This is a genomic window from Pseudoxanthomonas sp. J35 (genome assembly GCF_000513995.1).
GTDB lineage: Bacteria > Pseudomonadota > Gammaproteobacteria > Xanthomonadales > Xanthomonadaceae > Pseudoxanthomonas.
In genome coordinates this window covers 62070-81378 of the sequence record NZ_AZVB01000012.1, presented here as the reverse complement: position 1 = coordinate 81378, position 19309 = coordinate 62070, and the positions used below count along the sequence as shown (strand labels likewise).

The following is a 19309-nucleotide window of genomic DNA, read 5'->3' as shown; positions in this document are numbered from 1 at the left end:
AGCCGGATCACCTGCCACCTCCCAGCCACCAATCGAATCACGAATCACCAATCCCGAATCCCCAATCCCGAATCCCGAATCCCGAATCCCGAGGACAATCCAATGCTGGAAATGCGCCAGGTCTCCAAGGTCTACCGCACCGCGATGGTCGAAACCCACGCCCTGCGTTCTCTCGACCTGCACGTCCGCGAGGGCGAGTTCGTCGCCGTCACCGGTCCGTCCGGCTCGGGAAAGACCACCTTCCTCAACATCGCCGGGCTGCTGGAAACGTTCGACTCGGGTGACTACCTGCTCGACGGCGAGAACGTGCGCGGCCTCTCCGACGACGCCCGCAGCAGGCTGCGCAACCGCAAGATCGGCTTCATCTTCCAGGGCTTCAACCTGATCCCCGACCTCAACCTGTTCGACAACGTCGACGTGCCGCTGCGCTACCGCGGCCTGCCGGCGGCCGAACGCAAGGCGCGGATCGAGAAGGCGCTGACCGACGTCGGCCTGGCCTCGCGCATGAAGCACTTCCCGGCCGAGCTGTCCGGCGGCCAGCAGCAGCGCGTGGCCATCGCCCGTGCCCTGGCCGGCGAGCCGCGTCTGCTGCTGGCCGACGAACCGACCGGCAACCTCGACTCGCAGATGGCGCGCGGTGTGATGGAACTGCTGGAGCAGATCAACGCCGCCGGCACCACCATCGTGATGGTCACCCACGACCCGGAACTGGCCGCGCGCGCCCAGCGCAACGTGCACATCGTCGACGGTGTGGCCACCGACCTGACCGTCGAACCGGGCCTGCAGCGCATCGCCCGCACCGTGGCCGCGTCGGCCTGAGGAGCCCACCATGCTCGGCTACTACTTCAACCTGGCGCTGCGCAGCTTCCGCCGCGACAAGGCCCTGACCGCGCTGATGGTGCTGGCCATCGCCCTGGGCATCGGCGCGTGCATGACCACCCTGACCGTGTTCCACGTGCTGTCCGGCGACCCGATCCCGACCAAGAGCGACCGCCTGTTCTACGTGCAGCTGGACGCGGCGGAGATGAACGACTACACCCCCGGCGAGGAACCGGACGAGCAGCTGACCCGCTTCGACTCCGAAGCCCTGCTGCGCGAGAAGCGCGGCCTGCGCCAGGCGCTGATGACCGGCGGCAGCGTGTCGGTGACCCCGGACCGCGAGGGCCTGCCGCCGTTCCTGTCCGAGGCGCGCTATACCAGCGCCGACTTCTTCCCGATGTTCGAAGTGCCGATGCTGTACGGCAACGGCTGGAGCGCGGCGCAGGACGAGCAGCACGCGCGCGTGGCGGTGATCTCCAGGGAGCTCAACGAGCGCGTGTTCGGCGGCGGCAACAGCGTTGGCAAGCAGCTGCGCCTGGACCAGACCGACTTCACCGTGGTCGGCGTGGTCGACGAGTGGCGGCCCACGCCGCGCTTCTACGACATGAACAGCGACCGCTACGGCGAGCTCGAGGAAGTGTTCCTGCCGTTCACCACCTCGCGCGACCTGGAAATGGGCCGCAACGGCAGCATGAACTGCTGGGGCGACACCGGCGGCGACGCCACCGGCCCGAACGCGCCGTGCGCCTGGATCCAGTACTGGGTCGAGCTGGAGTCGCCGGCCAAGGCCAGCGAGTACCGCGACTACCTGGCCAACTACTCCGACCAGCAGCGCGCCGCTGGCCGCTTCAAGCGCCCGACCAACGTGCGCCTGCGCAACGTGATGGAACTGCTGGAGTTCAACCGGGTCGTGCCCAACGACGTGGTGATGCAGCTGTGGCTGGGCTTCGGCTTCCTGCTGGTGTGCCTGGTCAACACGATCGGCCTGCTGCTGGCCAAGTTCCTGCGCCGCGGCAGCGAGATCGGCGTGCGCCGCGCGCTGGGCGCCTCGCGCGGGGCGATCTTCACCCAGTGCCTGGTCGAAGCCGGCACGGTCGGCCTGGCCGGCGGCATCCTCGGCCTGGGGCTGTCGCTGCTGGGCCTGTGGGGCGTGCGCCAGCAGCCGGCCAGCTACGCCGAACTGGCGCACCTGGACCTGGGCATGCTGCTGCTGACCTTCGTCCTGGCCGTGGTCGCCAGCGTCCTCGCCGGCCTGCTGCCGGCCTGGCGCGCGATGCAGGTCACCCCCGCCATCCAGCTCAAGAGCCAATGACCTTGCCGGGCGGGGTTCGCCCCGCCGCATTCCCGTAGAGCGGGGCTCGCCCCGCTGCTCTCCCGGAGACGCTCCATGGACATCCGCCCCATCCTCTCCACCCTGCTGCGGCACAAGACCGCCGCGTCCCTGATCGTCATCGAGATCGCCCTGACCTGCGCGATCATCTGCAACGCGCTGTTCATGATCAGCGACCGCCTCACCCAGATCCGCGAGGTCAGCGGCCTGGCCGAGGACGAGCTGGTCCGCCTGCAGATCACCAGCATCGGCAGCGACAAGGAAGAGACCGCGCGCACCCGCTCCGACCTGGCCGCGCTGCGCGCGATCCCGGGCGTCAAGGACGCGACCGTGCTCAACCAGGTGCCGTTCGTGAACTCGTCGTGGAACAGCGGCGTGCGCCTGAGCCAGGACCAGCAGCAGTCGACCGTCAACGCCACCACCTACATGGCCGAGGACCAGTTCATCGAGACCCTGGGCCTGACGCTGGTGGCCGGCCGCGACTTCAACCCGGACGAGTACCTGGACGCCGGCGACGTGCTGAACGCGGTGGGCGGCGACTTCGCCATCCCCGCGGCGATCATCACCCGCAAGCTGGCCGACAAGCTGTTCCCGGGCGAGGACCCGATCGGCAAGGGTTTCTACAGCTGGAGCGACAGCCCTACCCGCGTGGTCGGCGTGGTCGAGCACCTGGTGCGCCCGAACCAGATGGGCGGCCCGGCCGCGCGCGAGTACGCGATGGTGTTCCCGCTGCGCCCGCACTACAACCTCGGCGGCAACTACCTGGTCCGCACCGATCCGGAGCGCCGCCAGGAAGTGCTGGAGGCGGCCAAGAAGGCGCTGCTGGCCAACGGTGCCGACCGCATCCTGCTGGAGGACAACACCAAGACCGTCGAGGAGCTGCGCCGCGAGTTCTACCAGGCGCCGCGGGCGATGGCGTGGCTGCTGGGCATCGTCTGCATTGCGCTGCTGCTGATCACCGCGCTGGGCATCATCGGCCTGGCCAGCTTCTGGGTGCAGCAGCGGACCAAGCAGATCGGCGTGCGCCGCGCCCTGGGCGCCACCCGCGGGCAGATCCTGCGCTACTTCCAGACCGAGAACTTCCTGCTGGCCACCATCGGCATCGTCATCGGCATGCTGCTCGCCTTCGCCATCAACCAGGCGCTGATGGGCAAGTACGAGATGGCGCGGCTGCCGGCGCTGTACCTGCCGTTCGGGGCGCTGCTGCTGTGGGGCCTGGGCCAGCTGGCCGTGCTCGCCCCGGCCCGCCGCGCCGCCGCGATCCCGCCGGCCACCGCGACGCGCAGCGTATGAGCCGCCGCCGCACCAGCCGCTCCGGCGCCGTGCCGGTCGACCGCGCCCTGGTCGGGCACGCGATCGCCGCGGCCGTCCTGGCCGGCGCCGCCTGGCTGGCGTGGGCCCTGCCGCTGGCGACCACCAGCGGCTCCAGCCGGCCGGCGCGCGCGCCGGCCGGCGGCCTGCTGGTGCACCCGATGGCCGGCCTCGGGGCGCTCGCGCAGGGCCGGCTGCAGGCCTGCGGCCCCGCCGCCGGCGACTGCCGCGCGGCCACCGCATCGGCGATCATCCCGGCGCGGGACACCGCCGGGCAGGTCGTCCGCGTTCCCGGCTAGCCACTGGCCGGCCGGGAACAGGTAGCCTTGTCCCCCTTCTTCCCTCCACTGCCGCGCTGCATGTCCACCATCCTGGTCATCGACGACAACCCTGCCGTCGCCACCGCCCTCGAAGTGCTGTTCTCGCTGCACGACCTGTCCACCCTGCACGCGGCTTCGCCCGAAGCCGGCCTGGCCCTGCTGGACAGCGAGCCGGTGGACCTGGTCATCCAGGACATGAACTTCACCGCGGATACCACTTCCGGCGACGAAGGCCGGGCACTGTTCGCGGCGATCCGCGAACGCCATCCTGACCTGCCGGTGGTGCTGCTGACCGCCTGGACCCACCTGGAAAGCGCGGTGGAGCTGATCAAGGCCGGCGCCGCCGACTACGTGGCCAAGCCCTGGCAGGACGCCAAGCTGCTGGCCACGGTCAACAACCTGCTGGAACTGGCCGAGGCGCGGCGCGAGCTGGACCAGCGCCGCGACTGCGAACGCCGCCGCCGCGACGACCTGGCCCGCCGCTACGACCTGCGCGGCGCGGTGTTCGCCGACCCGGCCAGCGAGCGCGTGGTCGCGCTGGCCTGCCAGGTCGCCCGTTCCGAGCTGCCGGTGCTGATCACCGGCCCCAACGGCGCCGGCAAGGAGAAGATCGCCGAGATCATCCAGGCCAATTCGCCGGCCAAGGCCGGGCCGTTCGTGACCGTGAACTGCGGCGCGCTGCCGGCGGACCTGATCGAGGCCGAGCTGTTCGGCGCCGAGGCCGGCGCCTACACCGGCGCCAACAAGGCGCGCGAGGGCAAGTTCGAGGCCGCCGACGGCGGCACCCTGTTCCTGGACGAGATCGGCAACCTGCCGCCGGCCGGGCAGATGAAGCTGCTGCGCGTGCTGGAAACCGGCCGCTTCGCACGGCTGGGCTCCAACCGCGAGCGCCAGGTCAAGGTACGCGTGGTCAGCGCGACCAACGCCGACCTGCCGGCGATGATCCGCGAAGGCACCTTCCGCGAGGACCTCTACTACCGGCTCAACACCATCGAACTGGCGATGCCGCCGCTGGCCGAGCGTCCCGGCGACATCGTGCCGCTGGCCGAGCATTTCCTCGACGACAGGACGCTGTCGCCCGGCGCGATCGGCGCGCTGCAGCGCCATCCCTGGCCGGGCAACGTGCGCGAGCTGCGCAACGTGATCCAGCGCGCGCAGCTGCTGGCCAGCGGCCCGCGCATCGAGGCCGAGGACCTGGGCCTGCCGCGCGCGCCTGCGCAGCGCACCAGCCCGGCCCGCGAGCCGGAGCGCGAACAGATCGAGGCCGCCCTGCAGCGCGCCGGCGGGGTGATCGCCCAGGCCGCCGCCGAGCTGGGCATGAGCCGCCAGGCGCTGTACCGGCGCATGGAACGGCACGGGTTGAAGCCTGCATGAGGCAGCCGGCATGAAGCTCCGCCGCAGCCTGTTCCTGCGTCTGTTCCTGCGCCTGCTGCCGGTGCTGGCGCTGGCCGCCGCGCTGCCCTGGACCTTCGCCTACTGGATCGACCACGGCTGGGTGGTGGCGGTCAGTTCCACGCTGATCCTGCTGGGCCTGGCGTGGTGGAGCCTGCACCGCGCGCTGGCGCCGCTGAACTCGCTGTTCCGCGCCCTGGCCGGCAGCGTCAACACCTACCGCGACGGCGAGTTCAACTTCGGCATCAACTGGCACAGCAACGACGAGATCGGCGAGCTGGTCCAGTCGCATGCGGAGCTGGGCGAGGTGCTGCGCCAGCAGCGCCAGGACCTGATCCAGCGCGAGCTGCTGCTGGACACCATGGTGCAGAACACGCCGGTGGCGATGCTGCTGTCGGCTGCCGGCGGCGACCAGGTCCGTCGCGTGGTCTACGCCAACGTCGCCGCGCGCAAGCTGCTCAACGACGGCCACACGCTGGAAGGCCAGCGCATCGACGAGCTGCTGGCGTCGCTGCCGGCCGGCCTGCAGGAGGCGGTGGCGCGCGGCAACGACAGCCTGTTCTCGATCGCCGACGAGGATGGCGAGGACGAGCAGGTCTACCACCTGTCGCGGCGCACCTTCACCCTCAACGGCCGCCCGCACGAGCTGCTGCTGGTGCGCCTGCTCACCCCGGAACTGCGCCGCCAGGAAGTGCAGACCTGGAAGAAGGTGATCCGGGTGATCAGCCACGAGCTCAACAACTCGCTGGCGCCGATCGCCTCGCTGGCCCATTCCGGCGCCGAGCTGGTACGGCGCGGCCGCACCGAGCGGCTGGGCGAGGTGTTCGCCACGATCGAGGACCGCGCGCGCCACCTCGAAGGCTTCATCCGCGGCTACGCGCGTTTCGCCAAGCTGCCGCAGCCCCGCCTGGACCCGGTGGTGTGGGGCGAGTTCCTCGCCCGGCTGCAGCGGCAGATCGGCTTCACCCTGGAAACCTCCACCCCGGAGCTGCCCGGCAAGGTCGACGTGGCGCAGATGGAACAGGCGCTGCTGAACCTGCTCAAGAACGCGCACGAAGCCGGCGCCGAGGCCAGTCCGCCCAGCGACGAGGTCACCGTGCGCCTGCTGCGCATCCCCGGCTGGACCCGCCTGGAGGTGCTCGACCGCGGTCCCGGCATGAACGAGGCGGTGCTGCAGAACGCGCTGCTGCCGTTCTATTCGACCAAGCGCAATGGCACCGGCCTGGGCCTGGCGCTGTGCCGCGAAATCGTCGAGGCCCACGGCGGCCGCCTGTCGCTGCAGAACCGCACCGACGGCGGGCTGTGCGTGGCGGTGATGCTGCCGGAGTATTGAGCATCCGGCGCGGCCCCGGATGCGGCACGCGGCGGTGGCCGGCTTACGCCTTGGGCTTCTTCTCCGGCCGCTTCCAGCCTTCGATGGTGTTCTGGCGCGCGCGCGCGACCGTCAGCGCCCCCGGGGGCGCGTTGCGGGTGACCACCGAGCCGGCGCCGATCGTGGCCCCGGCACCGATCTCCACCGGCGCCACCAGCGCGGAGTTGGAGCCGATGAAGGCGCCATCGCCGATCACCGTCGCGGACTTGTTCACGCCGTCGTAGTTGCAGGTGATGGTGCCGGCGCCGATGTTGACCCCGGCACCGATCCTGGCGTCGCCCAGGTAGGTGAGGTGGTTGGCCTTGCTGCCCACGCCCAGCACCGCCTTCTTGGTCTCGACGAAGTTGCCGACGCGCACGCCGTCGGCCAGCACCGTGCCCGGGCGCAGCCGCGCGAACGGGCCGACCTGCGCCGCGCCCTCGGTCACCACGCCTTCCAGGTCGCAATGCGCGAGGACCTCGGTGCCCGGGCCCAGGCGCACGTCCTTGAGCCGCACGAACGGGCCGATGCGCACGCCGTCGCCCAGTTCGACGTCGCCTTCGAGGACCACGTTGGCATCGATCTCCACGTCGCGGCCCACGCGCACGCTGCCGCGCTGGTCGAAGCGCGCCGGGTCGAGCAGGCGCGCGCCCTGCGCGCACAGCGCGCGCGCGCAGCGCAACTGGAAGGCGCGCTCGAGCTGGGCCAGCTGCCACGGGTCGTTGGCGCCCTCGGCTTCCAGCGGGTCGTCCACCAGCACCATCTCGGCCGCGTTGTACTCGGCCGCGGCCATGGCGAAGATGTCGGTCAGGTAGTACTCGCCCTGCGCGTTGTCGCTGGAAAGGCGCGACAGCCAGCGCTTGAGCGGATCGGACTCGGCGGCGATGATGCCGGTGTTGATGGTGCGGATCCGGCGCTGTTCCTCGTCCGCGTCGCGGTGTTCGACGATGGCCGCGACCCGGCCTTCCAGGTCGCGGATGATGCGGCCGTAGCCGGTCGGGTCCTCCAGGTCGGCGACCAGCACGCGCAGCAGGCCCGGCGCGTCGCGCAGCCGCGCCAGGGTTTCCGCCCGGGTCAGCGGCACGTCACCGTACAGCACCAGCACGTCGCACGCCTCGGGGATGCCCGGCATCGCCTGCTGGACCGCGTGGCCGGTACCCAGCTGCTGCGCCTGCTCGTACCAGCGCAGGTCGTCCTGCCCGGCGAACGCGGCGCGCACCGCCTCGCCGCCATGGCCGTAGACCACATGGATCGCCTCCGGCCGCAGCGCGCGTGCTGTCTCGATCACGTGCGCCAGCATCGGCCGCCCGCCGACCGGCTGCAGCACCTTGGGCAGCGACGACTTCATCCGCTTGCCCTCGCCGGCGGCGAGGATCACCACGTGCAACGCCTGGGTCATGGTCTGTCCGTTCTCATGGGTGCGCCGATTCTACGCCGGCGGCGGGTGCCGGCGTCCGCGGCGCGGCCGTCCGCGCACTCCTCACGGCCGTGAACGGCAGCCGACCGGCAAGCTTCCGGCGCCGCGCTGCCGGCTTCTACAATGGCGCTCCCCGCCTGCCGAGCGGCCGACCGGAACCGATCGATGCGACTCCTCCGCCAGGGCAGCCATTACCTCGTCTTCGGCGTGCTGCAGCTGGTGGTGGACTGGGCGGTGTTCGTCGTCCTCACCGCGCTGGGCGTCGCCCCGGCGCCGGCCAACCTCGCCGGCCGCACCACCGGCGCCCTGCTCGGCTTCTGGCTCAACGGCCGCTACACCTTCGCCGACGGCGACGGGCACCGCCTCGGCTGGCGCCGCTTCGCCCGGTTCTGGGCGCTGTGGCTGGTGATGACCGTGGTCAGCACCGTGCTGGTCGCCGCGGTCGAGTCGCACCTGGGCCTGCACCAGGCCTGGCTGGCCAAACCCGTGGTCGAAGCCGGCCTGGCGATGGCCAACTTCTTCCTGATGCGGCACCTGGTCTACCGCTAGGGTAAGCCCCAGCCGACCGTCGGGCGCCGGCGCGACGCACTCCGGCCACGCATCGGCCTGAAGCCGCCCGCGCCCTCACCGCTCGAGGAAATTCCGCAGCAGCGCGTGGCCGTGCTCGGTGAGGATCGATTCGGGGTGGAACTGCACGCCCTCCACCGGATGCTCGCGGTGGCGCAGGCCCATGATCTCCTCGAACGAGCCGTCCTCGTTCTCGGTCCAGGCGGTGATCTCCAGGCACTCCGGCAGCGAGGACTTCTCCACCACCAGCGAGTGGTAACGGGTGGCCTCGTAGCCGTCCGGCAGGCCGGCGAACACGCCCTTGCCCTCGTGGCGGATCGCCGAGGTCTTGCCGTGCATGATCCGTCCGGCGCGGATGACCTTGCCGCCGTAGGCCTGGCCGATGCCCTGGTGGCCCAGGCACACGCCGAGGATCGGCGTGGTCGCGCCCAGCCGCTCGATCACCTCCAGCGACACGCCCGCCTCGTTGGGCGTGCACGGGCCAGGCGAGATCACGATCCGCTCCGGCGCCAGCTTTCCGATCTGCTCCACCGTCAGCGCGTCGTTGCGCACCACCTGCACCTCGGCGCCCAGCGCCTGCAGGTACTGCACGAGGTTGAAGGTGAAGCTGTCGTAGTTGTCGATCATCAGCAGCATGGCATTCCCCTCACAGGCCCTGCGCGGCCTGGGCCACCGCGCGGAACAGCGCGCGGCCCTTGTTCATGGTCTCGTCCCACTCCTTCTGCGGATCGGAGTCGTAGACGATGCCCGCGCCGGCCTGCACGTGCAGGCGGCCGTCCTTGATCACGGCGGTGCGGATCGCGATGGCGGTGTCGGCATCGCCGTGCCAGCCGATGTAGCCGATGCTGCCGGCGTAGACATTGCGCTTGATCGGCTCGAGTTCGCGGATCACTTCCAGCGCGCGGATCTTCGGCGCGCCGCTGACGGTGCCGGCCGGGAAGGTGGCGCGCAGCACGTCGGCGTAGCTCAGGCCCGGCAGCAGCCGGCCGGTGACCTCGCTGACGATATGCATGACGTGGCTGTAGCGCTCGATCACGAAGCGCTCGCCGACCTCGACCGTGCCGGCCTGCGAGACCCGGCCGACGTCGTTCCGGCCGAGGTCGATCAGCATCACGTGCTCGGCCAGTTCCTTCGGATCGGCGAGCAGGTCCTGCTCCAGCGCCAGGTCCTCGGCCGGGGTGGCGCCGCGCGGGCGTGTGCCGGCGATCGGGCGCACGGTGACCTCGCCGCCCTGCAGGCGCACCAGGATCTCCGGCGAGGAGCCGACCACCTGCACCTCGCCGGTGTCGAGGAAGTACATGTACGGCGACGGGTTGAGCGCGCGCAAGGCGCGGTACACGTCGACCGGGCGCGCGTTGAACGGCACGCTCAGGCGCTGGCTCAGCACCACCTGGAACACGTCGCCGGCGCGGATGTATTCCTTCGACTTCTCCACCGCCTCGATGAAACCTTCGCGGGTGAAGCCGGAGACGAAGTGGCTCTCGTCGAGCACGTCGCGGCTCAACGGCACCGGATAGCTGCCGGGCTGGCGCAGCTTGTCGACCAGGGTGTCCAGGCGTGCCTGCGCCGCGTCCCAGGAACCGGGCTGGCGCGGATCGGCGTGGACGACCAGGTACAGCCGGTCCTTGAGGTTGTCGAACACCGCCAGCTCTTCGGAGAGCATCAGGTGGATGTCCGGCGTGCCCAGCTCGTCGCGCCTGTCGCCGCCGGCCAGGCGCGGCTCGATGTAGCCGATGCACTCGAAGCCGAACCAGCCGACCAGGCCGCCGGTGAAGCCCGGCAGGCCTTCCAGCTTCGGGACCTGGTAGCCGGCGCGCAGCGCCTCGACCTCGGCGAACGGATCGGCGACCTCGCGCGTCTCCACCACCTGGCCGTGCTCGCGCACTTCCATGGTGTGGCCGCGGAAGGCGACGGTGCGCCGCGCCGGCAGGCCGATGATCGAGTAGCGGCCGAAGCGCTCGCCGCCCTCGACCGATTCGAACAGGTAGGTGTGCGGCGCGTCGGCCAGCTTCAGGTAGACCGACAGCGGCGTGTCCAGGTCGGACAGCACCTCGCGGACGACGGGGATGCGGTTGTAGCGGGATTCAGCGGCGTGCTGCCGGAACTGCTCGGGCGTGACCAAGGGAGGCTTCCTTCCGGTGGATCGGGGCATGGCGGGTGACGACGGCATGCGGCCGCCATCGCCAGCACAGGCGCGCGGAGGAAGGTTGGAGCCTGATCGTCTGGCCGAACATGCGCTCCACTTTACCCGCATCGGCGCGGACGCGCAGCCGTTGCAGCAGCAACGGCGGGGTCGCAGGCTCAGGAGGGTCGCGCCGTCCCGGGGGCTGGCGGCGACAGCAGCGGGCAGTCCGGCGGCAGGTGCATGCGCAGGCGGCCCGGCACGCATTCGATGCGGAAACGGCGCGCGGCTACCGGCTCGCCGTCCAGGTTGAGGGTCAGCTCGCCGTCCAGCGATTCCACCTCGACCCACGGCAGGCGCGTGCGCACCGCGCTGCGCTCCAGCGCCGCGTGCTGGCCCTGCGCGACCACGGTCCCGAGGGTGGCCAGCAGTTCGCCGGACAGTTCCGGGATCACGGTGAGGTCGAGCAGGCCATCATCGACCACCGCCTCCGGGCACAGCGGCTGCCCGCCGCCGGCCTGGCGGCCGTTGCCCAGGCCCAGCGCGATCATCCCGCCTTCCCATTCGAAGCCCGGCCCGCGCAGGCGCACCGGCAGCGGTTCGATCCGGCCAAGCCTGGCGATCCCGGTGACCAGGTAGGCCAGGCCGCCGAGCAGCTTCTTCAGGCCCTCGTCGGTCTCCACCGTGACCTCGGTACCGAAACCACCGCTGGCCAGGTTGGCGCACCAGTGCCCGGTGCCGTCGGCCTTGACCCGCAGCAGGTCCAGCGGTCGGGGCGACACGGAGGCCACCAGGGCCAGGGCCTCGCCGGGCTCCTGCGGCAGCCCGGCGGCGGTGGCGAAATCGTTGGCGGTGCCCAGCGGCACCAGGCCCAGGGCCGGGGTGTCCGCCGCCGGCCGCTGCAGCCGCGCCAGCACCGCGGCGACCTCGCCCAGGGTGCCGTCGCCGCCGGCGGCCACCACCGTCTCCGCGCCCGCGGCGACGGCTTCATCCAAGTAGCGGGCTGCGTCGCCGGGCTCCCACAGCACCCGTACCTGCACCGGCGTGCCGCGTTCGCGCAGCGCTGCGACCGCCTCGCGCAAGGCGTCGTCGCCGGCGGACTTGCCGTTGAGCAGCAGCCAGGTCGCGGCGGACGCGTGCGGTTCGGTCATGGGCAGCCTGCAGCGGGATACGGTCCGGCAAAGCTAGCAATGGCGACGCCGCCGGCCCGTGAACCGGCATCGTCGGCACGCAGCGGCGGAAGGATCCACGGCGGCGGGGGCCCGGGACGCCAGCCAGGCGTCCGGGTCCGGGGCGTCCGGACGGGTGCAGCCGGGGCGGATCAGCCGCGTGCGGCGTCCACCGCCGCCTTCATCTTCGCGATGGTGTCCGCGTAGGCCTCGCGGGTACGTGGCGCGGTGAAGATCGCCGAGCCGGCGACGAAGGTGTCGGCGCCGGCGGCGGCGATCTGGCCGATGTTGTCGGCCTTGACCCCGCCGTCGATCTCCAGCCGGATCGGCTTGCCGGTCTTGTCGATCATCGCCCGCACCGCGCGCAGCTTGTCGAGGCTGGACGGGATGAAGGACTGGCCGCCGAAGCCGGGGTTCACCGACATCAGCATCACCAGGTCCAGGTCCTCCAGCACCCAGTCCAGCACCTCGACCGGGGTGGCCGGGTTGAGCACCAGGCCGGCCTGGCAGCCGTGCGACCTGATCAGTTGGATGGTGCGGTGGACGTGGCGGCTGGCTTCGGGGTGGAAGCTGATCAGGTTGGCGCCGGCGGCGGCGAAGTCCGGGACGATCCGGTCGACCGGCTCGACCATCAGGTGCACGTCGATGAACGCCTGCACGCCGTGGTTGCGCAGCGCCTGGCAGACCATCGGGCCGATCGTCAGGTTGGGCACGTAATGGTTGTCCATCACGTCGAAGTGGACCCAGTCGGCGCCGGCGGCCAGGACGTTGTCCACTTCCTCGCCCAGGCGGGCGAAGTCGGCCGAGAGGATGGACGGGGCGATGACGGTGGGCTGCATGGCTCGGCTCGGTGTAAGACGGGGAACGGGGCGTGCCGCCGGGTCAGCGGCGGCGCAGGGCGCGGATGCGGTCGTAGGCGGCGTTGATGGCGCGGGCGCGCTTCTCGGCCTGCTCGCGCAGCTCGGGGGCGGCGCCGGCGACCTTGTCCGGGTGGTACTGCGACATCAGCCGGCGGTAGGCCTGGTCGATCTCGGCATCGCTGGCGTCGCGGGTCAGGCCCAGCTCGGCATAGGGGTTCTCGCGCTCGCGCAGGCGGAACCAGTCGGCGTCGAAGGCGTGGCCCAGCAGCAGGCCGACCACGGCGCCGAACAGGGGGTTGGCCCGGAACAGCAGCGCCCCGGCGATGGCTCCCAGCAGTTTTCCGTACCAGCGGTTCATTCGGCGGGCGTCGCCCCGGGCCTCTGGAGCACCCCGGGCGGGCCCTGGCGTGCGGGATGCCGATTCTACGGCACAGGCGGCGCCACTGGCCGTACACTGTGCGGCCGGCCGCCACGCGGGCGTCGCCAGGCGTGGGTCGGGCCGCCGTCAGATCCTGTGTCCCGCCTGCTTCCGGAGACTGCGTTGTCCACGACCCTGCTCCAGTCCGACCTCCCCGGCCTGCCGCTGCGCCATCGCGGCAAGGTGCGCGACGTGTTCGACCTTCCCCGCGAACGGATTCCCGACGCGGCGCTGGCCGCGGCCGGCGATTCCGGCACCTCGCCGGACGGCTACCTGCTGATGGTCGCCACCGACCGCCTTTCGGCCTTCGACGTGGTCCTGCCCGACCCGATCCCGGGCAAGGGCGAGATGCTGTGCCAGATCTCCAACTTCTGGTTCGGCAAGACCGCGCACCTGATGCCCAACCACCTCACCGGGATCGATGTGGTTCCGGTCCTGCCCGAGGGCGTGGACCGGGCGCTGTACGCGAAGCGGGCGGTGGTCACGCGCAAGCTCAAGCCGGTGCCGGTGGAGGCGATCGCCCGCGGCTACCTGATCGGCAGCGGCTGGAAGGATTACCAGCGCACCGGCAAGGTCAGCGGCATCGCGCTGCCGGAGGGCCTGCGCCAGGCCGAGCAGCTGCCGGAGCCGATCTTCACTCCGTCGACCAAGGCCGCCGTCGGCGACCACGACGAGAACATCGATTTCGACGCGATGGTGCGCAAGGTCGGCGGCGAGCTGGCCGAGCGGGTGCGCGATGCGACGCTGCGGCTGTACCGCTTCGCCGCGACCTACGCGGCCGAGCGCGGCATCCTGCTGGCGGACACCAAGTTCGAGTTCGGCACCGACGCCGACGGCCGCCTGTACATCATGGACGAGATGCTGACGCCGGATTCGTCGCGCTACTGGCCGGCCGACGAGTACGAGGTCGGCACCAGCCCGCCGAGCTACGACAAGCAGATCGTGCGCGACTACCTGGAAACGCTGGACTGGGACAAGACGCCGCCGGGCCCGAAGCTGCCGGCCGAGGTCATCGAGCGCACCCGCGCCCGCTATGCCGAGGCGCTGCAGAAGCTGGCAGGGATCTCGATCGACTGATGCGGTGCGGGGCGCAACGCCCCGCACCGCATCAGTAGCCGGACAAGCGAAGCGCATCCGGGTGCGCCGGGAACGAGGACGGGCGCTGGCAACGTTTGACGCGTCGCCACGCGTCTGCGGACTCACCGCATCCCGTGTGCTCTGCTGTTGAATGCGGTGGCCAGCTTCGGACGGAGCCGCGGCAGCGCGGGTGTATGGCGCATCGCGCGGTTCCGCCGTCCATGGCTCCAACGCGCGCAAGCAGGCCATCCATGGCCTGCTTGCGCCGCGCCGGGAATGAACCCGCGCGCTGGCCGCGCCTGGCGCGTCGCCACGCGCCGGCCTTCTAACCGCATTGTCCAGCCACACGCTGTTGCATACCCCCCCGCGCGACCGCGTCTTTCGGCGCTTTGAGGCGGTGGCTTCGTTCGTCTCCTTCTCTCCAGCCGGACAGGGGCAGGTGAGGACCGGGGCGCCCTGCGGTGTCGGGATGCCTATCCTCTCTCCAACCCAGCTACGCGCCCGCCCCGCATCCATGGCCGCGGGCGTTCGACGGCTGCGCCCCAGTGGCGCGCGAACATGCCGTCTCACTCCAGCGGGATAGGGTTTTGAAGAGCCTCGGCCTTATCCGGGCTACTGCGCCGCATTATGCTCGACGCACACGCGTACAGGATCCCGGGAGGGACAAGATGGACGCCACCTTGCAGCGGCCGATCGACCGCTATTTCGCCAGCTATTCCGGCGACCACCGCAACCTCCTCAACCAGCGCATCCACGTCGTCGCCGTGCCGGCCATCCTGTGGTCGGTGGTGGCGCTGGTGTGGTGCATCCCGGTCGTCGGCACCTGGATGAAGACGGGGGTGTGGGCGGCCTTCGCGATGTTCTTCGCCTGGATGTTCTATTACCGCCTCTCGCGTCCGCTGGGACTGGGCATGCTCGCGGTGTTCTTCCTGTGCGGCTGCGTCTGCCGGCTGGTGGAGATGCGCTTCGGGCTGCAGGCCCTGCTGTGGAGCGCGGTCACGGTGTTCGTGGCCGCCTGGATCGCGCAGTTCATCGGCCACAAGTTCGAGGGCCGCAAGCCCAGCTTCCTCACCGACCTGGTCTACCTGCTCATCGGCCCGGCCTGGGTGCTGGCCAAGTTCTACCGGAAGATGGGCTGGCGGTATTGAGGTCGCGGAGAGGTGACGCGCGGGGCAGGACGCGGGGGAGCGGGGCAAGCCCCGCTCTACAGTGGGTGGGCGCTACAGCCCGCTGGAACCGGCCCCGCAACACTAAAGCATGGCGCGGAATCGGACGCTCTTGGTGCGCGGCTATGCGGCCCCTGCCTGTTCGAACATCCACGCCTCCGGCACGAAGCCGCGCGGCGCATAGGCCAGTGCGCGGCGCGCCGGCTCCGCATCGAACACCAGGTCCTCGCGCATCCGCTGCAGCACGGCCGGTCCTGCGTCGTGCACCCCGAGCGTGCGCGCGGTCCGCGCCGCCAGCGAGAAGAGCGGTCCCGGCAGCAGCCACAGCCGCCCCGGCGGCTGCAGTGAATCCAGTACCCGCGCCACCATGTCCCGGTACGCGAGGGTCTCGCCGCCGGGCAGGTCGAAGGCGCGCAGGCCATGCCCGGGACGATCCAGCGCAGCCAGCGCCGCGTCGGCCAGGTCGTCCACGTGGACCGGCTGGCGCCGCCCGCGCGCGTCGTGCGGCAGCACGAACAGGCCGTGGCGTCGCGCCAGCGCCGCGACCCGGCTGAGGTTGCGGTCGCCGCCCCCGCCGTAGACCAGGGTCGGGCGCAGCAGGGTGGCCGGGGCGTCGCGGCCGGCGGCCGTCGCCGCCACCCGCTCCTCCGCTTCGCGCAGGCGCGCGGCCAGCGCGCGCTCGGCCGGGTCCGGGGAGCGGTCCTTGACGTGCACGCTGGTCGAACCGAAGGCCACCACTGGCGTCGCCCCGGTGGGCGTGGCCGCATACCACTGCGAGAACAGGTCCAGCGGCCCGCAGCTGAGGATGGCGTCGAAACCGGTGCCCGCGCCCGCCGTGTCCGGCAGCGCGCCCTGGCGCCACTCCACGCCCGGAAGCGGCGGCGGCGCGCCGCGGCTCGATGCGGTCACCTGCCAGCCACGCGCCAGCAGCCGGTCGAGCACGCGGCGCCCGATCGGGCCGGTGGCGCCGAACAGCAGCGCGTGGGGCGGCGACGCGCTCACGGGCGGCGCGGAAGGAGGTGCTTCGACATGCGCACAGCATAGCGGCCGCGTCGCGGGCCGTGGCCGCGTGCCGCGGCGTACTTGCAACCGCTGTTACACTCGGGGGCCTGCTCGACCACGCTTCCAGCCCCGGATGATCCCCTTCCTGGAAACCATGCTCGCCCTGCCGTTCGTCGCGGCCGTGTCGATGGTGTTCCTGCGCGGCCGCTCGCGTGGGCAGGTGGCATGGGTAGCCGCGGCGGCACCGGTGCTGGGCCTGCTCGTGCTGGCCTGGCTGACCCCGGCGGTGCTGCAGGGCTGGATCCCGCGCGCCGGACACGCCTGGATCCCGCAGATCGGCCTGGACTTCAGCCTGCGCCTGGACGGCCTGGCCTGGATGTTCGCCGGCCTGGTGCTGGCGATCGGCGTGCTGGTGGTGATGTACGCCCACTACTACCTGTCGAAGGAGGACAGCGCGCCGCGCTTCTTCGGCTGCCTGCTGTTCTTCATGGGCTCGATGCTGGGCGTGGTCCTGGCCGGCAACCTGCTCCTGCTGCTGGTGTTCTGGGAACTGACCAGCATCAGCTCGTTCCTGCTGATCGGCTACTGGTACAAGCGCCAGGATGCGCGCGAGGGCGCGCGCATGGCCCTGGCGATCACCGGCGGCGGCGGCCTGGCCCTGCTTGGCGGCGTGCTGCTGATCGGCCGCATCGTCGGCAGCTACGACCTGGACGTGGTGCTGGCCTCCGGCGACCTGATCCGCGAAAGCACGCTCTATCCGTGGGCGCTGGGCCTGGTGCTGGCCGGCGTCTTCACCAAGAGCGCGCAGTTCCCGGTGCACTTCTGGCTGCCGCACGCGATGGCCGCGCCGACCCCGGTGTCGGCCTACCTGCATTCGGCGACGATGGTGAAGGCCGGCGTGTTCCTGCTGGCCCGCCTGCACCCGGCGCTGGCCGGGACCGACCTGTTCTTCTACGTCGTCACCGGGGTGGGCACGGTGACCCTGCTGGCCGGCGCCTGGTACGCGATCTTCCAGCACGATCTCAAGGGCCTGCTGGCCTACTCGACGATCTCGCACCTGGGCCTGATCACCGTGCTGTTCGGCCTGTCCACGCCGATGGCGGTGGTCGCCGGCGTGTTCCACATCCTCAACCACGCCACCTTCAAGGCCTCGCTGTTCATGGCCGCCGGCATCATCGACCACGAGACCGGTACCCGCGACATGCGCCGGCTGGGCAACCTGCGAAGGTACATGCCCTGGACCAGCGCGCTGGCGATCATCGCCTCGCTGTCGATGGCCGGCATCCCGCTGCTCAATGGCTTCCTGTCCAAGGAGATGTTCTTCGCCGAGGCGCTGGACGTGGACCGCTACCGGGCGATGGGCAACTGGGTGGCGGTGGCGGCGCTGCTGTACGGCATCTTCGGCGTGGCCTACAGCCTGCGCTTCATCTTCGAGACCTTCTTCGGCGATGGCCCGCGCGGGCTGGACCGGATGCCGCACGAGCCGCCGCGCTGGATGAAGATCCCGGTCGAGGTGCTGGTGCTGCTGTGCGTGGCCGTCGGCGTGGCGCCGGCGTGGACCATCGCCCCGGTGCTGCAGGCCGGCGCCGGCGCGATCCTCGGCGAAGCGATGCCGCACTACAGCCTGGCGGTCTGGCACGGCCTCAACCGGCCGCTGCTGATGAGCCTGGCCGGCATCGTCGGCGGCGTGGCCCTGTACTTCGGCCTGCGCCGGCTGCTGGACCTGCACGCGATCATGCGCAGCTCGCTGGGCCGGCAGGTGTTCCGCTGGAACATGGAAGCGCTGTACGCGGTGGCCGGGCGCTTCACTTCGCAGCTGGCCAACGGCAGCCTGCAGCGCAGCCTGGTCTGGCTGGTCGCCGCGGCGCTGTTCGCCGGCGCCGCGCCGTTCCTGTCCGGCGTATCGCCGCCGCTGCAATGGCACGCGCCGCAGCCGATGCCGCTGCTGGGCTGGCTGCTGTGGCTGGTGCTGCTGGCCTGCACCGCGTGGACGATCAAGTTCTACCGCCAGCGCCTGCTGGCCCTGGTCGTGCTCGGCGGCGCCGGGCTGATGGTGAGCCTGACCTTCGTGTTCCTGTCGGCACCGGACCTGGCCCTGACCCAGCTGCTGGTGGAAATGGTCAGCCTGGCCCTGCTCCTGCTGGGCCTGCACTACCTGCCGCCGCGTTCGCCGCCGGAGCGAACGCCGCGCCGGCGCCTGCGCGACATCGCCGTGGCGGCGGCCGCCGGCCTCGGCCTGGGCCTGCTCTCCTACGCGGTGATGACCCGCGTGCCGGGCGAGCCGGCCAGCCTGGAGATGCTGGCGCGCTCGCTGCCGGAGGCCTACGGCCGCAACGTGGTCAACGTGATCCTGGTCGACTTCCGCGGCTTCGATACCTTCGGAGAGATCACCGTGTTCGGCGTCGCCGCGCTGATCGTGCACGCGCTGCTGCGGCGCGCGCGGATGGCGCCGGAGAAGGTGATGGCCGGGCCACCGGTGAAGCTGCCGGTGCCGGCCGACCTGGCCCAGATCATGTTCCCGCTGACCCTCACCGTGTCGGTGTTCCTGTTCCTGCGCGGACACAACGCCCCGGGTGGCGGTTTCATCGCCGGCCTGGTGCTGGCCGTGCCGCTGCTGATCCAGTACGTGATCCAGGGCGCGGCCTCGGTCGAGTCGCGCTTCGGCTTCGACTACATCAAGTGCATCGCCGTCGGCCTGGTGGTGGCGGCGGCCAGCGGCGCGGCCTCGTTCCTGTTCGGGCTGGAGTTCCTGACCAGCGGCCATGCCGAGCTGGACCTGCCGCTGCTGGGCGAACTGGAGCTGGCCAGCGCGATGGGCTTCGACACCGGCGTGTACCTGGTGGTGTTCGGCGGGGCGATGCTGATCCTGTCGATGCTGGGCACGATCAAGCCCTCGCGCACCCGGGTCGCGCGGCTGGGCGTGATCGAACCGGGCGAACGCTCGACCCTCACGGGGGAGCGGCCGTGATGCACATGGAGACGGAGCGC

General features: G+C 71.2%; 17 protein-coding genes. 10 read left to right on the top strand and 7 right to left on the bottom strand.

The window, feature by feature from the left end:
• Positions 1-102 precede the first annotated feature (102 nt).
• The 6 genes from PSEJ35_RS0109495 (at position 103) to PSEJ35_RS0109470 (ending at position 6505) form a co-directional block, all read left to right on the top strand.
• Entirely contained in the window at positions 103-819 is a 717-nt protein-coding gene (locus tag PSEJ35_RS0109495; RefSeq protein WP_028917573.1) for an ABC transporter ATP-binding protein, read from the top strand.
• A 10-nt stretch (positions 820-829) separates the two neighbouring features.
• Positions 830-2131: an ABC transporter permease gene (locus PSEJ35_RS0109490; protein WP_028917572.1), complete on the top strand. Its 1302-nt coding sequence runs from the start codon at positions 830-832 to the stop codon at positions 2129-2131.
• Positions 2132-2206: 75 nt separating this feature from the next.
• Entirely contained in the window at positions 2207-3442 is a 1236-nt protein-coding gene (locus PSEJ35_RS0109485; RefSeq protein ID WP_028917571.1) for an FtsX-like permease family protein, read from the top strand.
• Positions 3439-3759, top strand: coding sequence for a hypothetical protein (locus tag PSEJ35_RS0109480; RefSeq protein ID WP_028917570.1), 321 nt, complete (start codon positions 3439-3441; stop codon positions 3757-3759). The genes PSEJ35_RS0109485 and PSEJ35_RS0109480 overlap by 4 nt, the downstream gene beginning before the upstream one ends.
• 60 nt (positions 3760-3819) lie before the next feature.
• The gene (locus tag PSEJ35_RS0109475) at positions 3820-5154 is read left to right on the top strand and encodes a sigma-54 dependent transcriptional regulator (RefSeq protein WP_028917569.1); all 1335 of its coding nucleotides are present in this window, start codon (positions 3820-3822) and stop codon (positions 5152-5154) included.
• Positions 5155-5164: 10 nt separating this feature from the next.
• Entirely contained in the window at positions 5165-6505 is a 1341-nt protein-coding gene (locus PSEJ35_RS0109470; protein WP_028917568.1) for an ATP-binding protein, read from the top strand.
• Positions 6506-6548: 43 nt separating this feature from the next.
• On the opposite strand, the gene glmU is transcribed toward PSEJ35_RS0109470, so the two are convergent.
• The gene (gene glmU / locus PSEJ35_RS0109465) at positions 6549-7922 is read right to left on the bottom strand and encodes a bifunctional UDP-N-acetylglucosamine diphosphorylase/glucosamine-1-phosphate N-acetyltransferase GlmU (RefSeq protein WP_028917567.1); all 1374 of its coding nucleotides are present in this window, start codon (positions 7920-7922) and stop codon (positions 6549-6551) included.
• Between the two features lie 183 nt (positions 7923-8105).
• On the opposite strand from glmU, the gene PSEJ35_RS0109460 reads away from it, so the two are divergent.
• The gene (locus PSEJ35_RS0109460; RefSeq protein WP_028917566.1) at positions 8106-8489 is read left to right on the top strand and encodes a GtrA family protein; all 384 of its coding nucleotides are present in this window, start codon (positions 8106-8108) and stop codon (positions 8487-8489) included.
• A 75-nt stretch (positions 8490-8564) separates the two neighbouring features.
• On the opposite strand, the gene PSEJ35_RS0109455 is transcribed toward PSEJ35_RS0109460, so the two are convergent.
• From PSEJ35_RS0109455 to PSEJ35_RS0109435, 5 genes are all read right to left on the bottom strand, one after another.
• Complete coding sequence (locus PSEJ35_RS0109455; protein WP_028917565.1) at positions 8565-9143, bottom strand: aminodeoxychorismate/anthranilate synthase component II; 579 nt, start codon at positions 9141-9143, stop codon at positions 8565-8567.
• Between the two features lie 10 nt (positions 9144-9153).
• Positions 9154-10629, bottom strand: a complete 1476-nt coding sequence (trpE, locus tag PSEJ35_RS0109450; protein ID WP_028917564.1) for an anthranilate synthase component I — start codon at positions 10627-10629, stop codon at positions 9154-9156.
• A gap of 179 nt (positions 10630-10808) precedes the next feature.
• Positions 10809-11780, bottom strand: a complete 972-nt coding sequence (gene yegS / locus PSEJ35_RS0109445; protein ID WP_028917563.1) for a lipid kinase YegS — start codon at positions 11778-11780, stop codon at positions 10809-10811.
• Between the two features lie 170 nt (positions 11781-11950).
• On the bottom strand, positions 11951-12637 hold the full coding sequence (rpe, locus tag PSEJ35_RS0109440; protein WP_024868696.1) for a ribulose-phosphate 3-epimerase: 687 nt from the start codon (positions 12635-12637) through the stop codon (positions 11951-11953).
• Between the two features lie 43 nt (positions 12638-12680).
• Positions 12681-13016, bottom strand: coding sequence for a DnaJ domain-containing protein (locus PSEJ35_RS0109435; protein WP_028917562.1), 336 nt, complete (start codon positions 13014-13016; stop codon positions 12681-12683).
• A 183-nt stretch (positions 13017-13199) separates the two neighbouring features.
• Here PSEJ35_RS0109435 and PSEJ35_RS0109430 point away from each other — a divergent pair, with 183 nt between their 5' ends.
• Positions 13200-14153, top strand: coding sequence for a phosphoribosylaminoimidazolesuccinocarboxamide synthase (locus tag PSEJ35_RS0109430; protein WP_028917561.1), 954 nt, complete (start codon positions 13200-13202; stop codon positions 14151-14153).
• Between the two features lie 668 nt (positions 14154-14821).
• Complete coding sequence (locus PSEJ35_RS0109420) at positions 14822-15301, top strand: Mpo1-like protein (protein WP_028917560.1); 480 nt, start codon at positions 14822-14824, stop codon at positions 15299-15301.
• A gap of 141 nt (positions 15302-15442) precedes the next feature.
• Here PSEJ35_RS0109420 and PSEJ35_RS0109415 read toward each other — a convergent pair whose 3' ends face one another.
• Positions 15443-16321 carry an NAD-dependent epimerase/dehydratase family protein gene (locus PSEJ35_RS0109415; RefSeq protein WP_028917559.1) on the bottom strand — a complete coding sequence of 293 codons (879 nt, stop codon included), beginning with the start codon at positions 16319-16321 and terminating at the stop codon, positions 15443-15445.
• Between the two features lie 133 nt (positions 16322-16454).
• Here PSEJ35_RS0109415 and PSEJ35_RS0109410 point away from each other — a divergent pair, with 133 nt between their 5' ends.
• On the top strand, positions 16455-19289 hold the full coding sequence (locus tag PSEJ35_RS0109410; protein WP_028917558.1) for a monovalent cation/H+ antiporter subunit A: 2835 nt from the start codon (positions 16455-16457) through the stop codon (positions 19287-19289).
• Positions 19290-19309 lie beyond the last annotated feature (20 nt).

Coding starts and splice junctions, on each gene's coding strand:
- PSEJ35_RS0109495 (WP_028917573.1), top strand. CDS start 103: ATGCTGGAAATGCGCCAGGTCTCCAAGGTCTACCGCACCGCGATGGTC.
- PSEJ35_RS0109490 (WP_028917572.1), top strand. CDS start 830: ATGCTCGGCTACTACTTCAACCTGGCGCTGCGCAGCTTCCGCCGCGAC.
- PSEJ35_RS0109485 (WP_028917571.1), top strand. CDS start 2,207: ATGGACATCCGCCCCATCCTCTCCACCCTGCTGCGGCACAAGACCGCC.
- PSEJ35_RS0109480 (WP_028917570.1), top strand. CDS start 3,439: ATGAGCCGCCGCCGCACCAGCCGCTCCGGCGCCGTGCCGGTCGACCGC.
- PSEJ35_RS0109475 (WP_028917569.1), top strand. CDS start 3,820: ATGTCCACCATCCTGGTCATCGACGACAACCCTGCCGTCGCCACCGCC.
- PSEJ35_RS0109470 (WP_028917568.1), top strand. CDS start 5,165: ATGAAGCTCCGCCGCAGCCTGTTCCTGCGTCTGTTCCTGCGCCTGCTG.
- glmU (WP_028917567.1), bottom strand. CDS start 7,922: ATGACCCAGGCGTTGCACGTGGTGATCCTCGCCGCCGGCGAGGGCAAG.
- PSEJ35_RS0109460 (WP_028917566.1), top strand. CDS start 8,106: ATGCGACTCCTCCGCCAGGGCAGCCATTACCTCGTCTTCGGCGTGCTG.
- PSEJ35_RS0109455 (WP_028917565.1), bottom strand. CDS start 9,143: ATGCTGCTGATGATCGACAACTACGACAGCTTCACCTTCAACCTCGTG.
- yegS (WP_028917563.1), bottom strand. CDS start 11,780: ATGACCGAACCGCACGCGTCCGCCGCGACCTGGCTGCTGCTCAACGGC.
- rpe (WP_024868696.1), bottom strand. CDS start 12,637: ATGCAGCCCACCGTCATCGCCCCGTCCATCCTCTCGGCCGACTTCGCC.
- PSEJ35_RS0109435 (WP_028917562.1), bottom strand. CDS start 13,016: ATGAACCGCTGGTACGGAAAACTGCTGGGAGCCATCGCCGGGGCGCTG.
- PSEJ35_RS0109420 (WP_028917560.1), top strand. CDS start 14,822: ATGGACGCCACCTTGCAGCGGCCGATCGACCGCTATTTCGCCAGCTAT.
- PSEJ35_RS0109410 (WP_028917558.1), top strand. CDS start 16,455: ATGATCCCCTTCCTGGAAACCATGCTCGCCCTGCCGTTCGTCGCGGCC.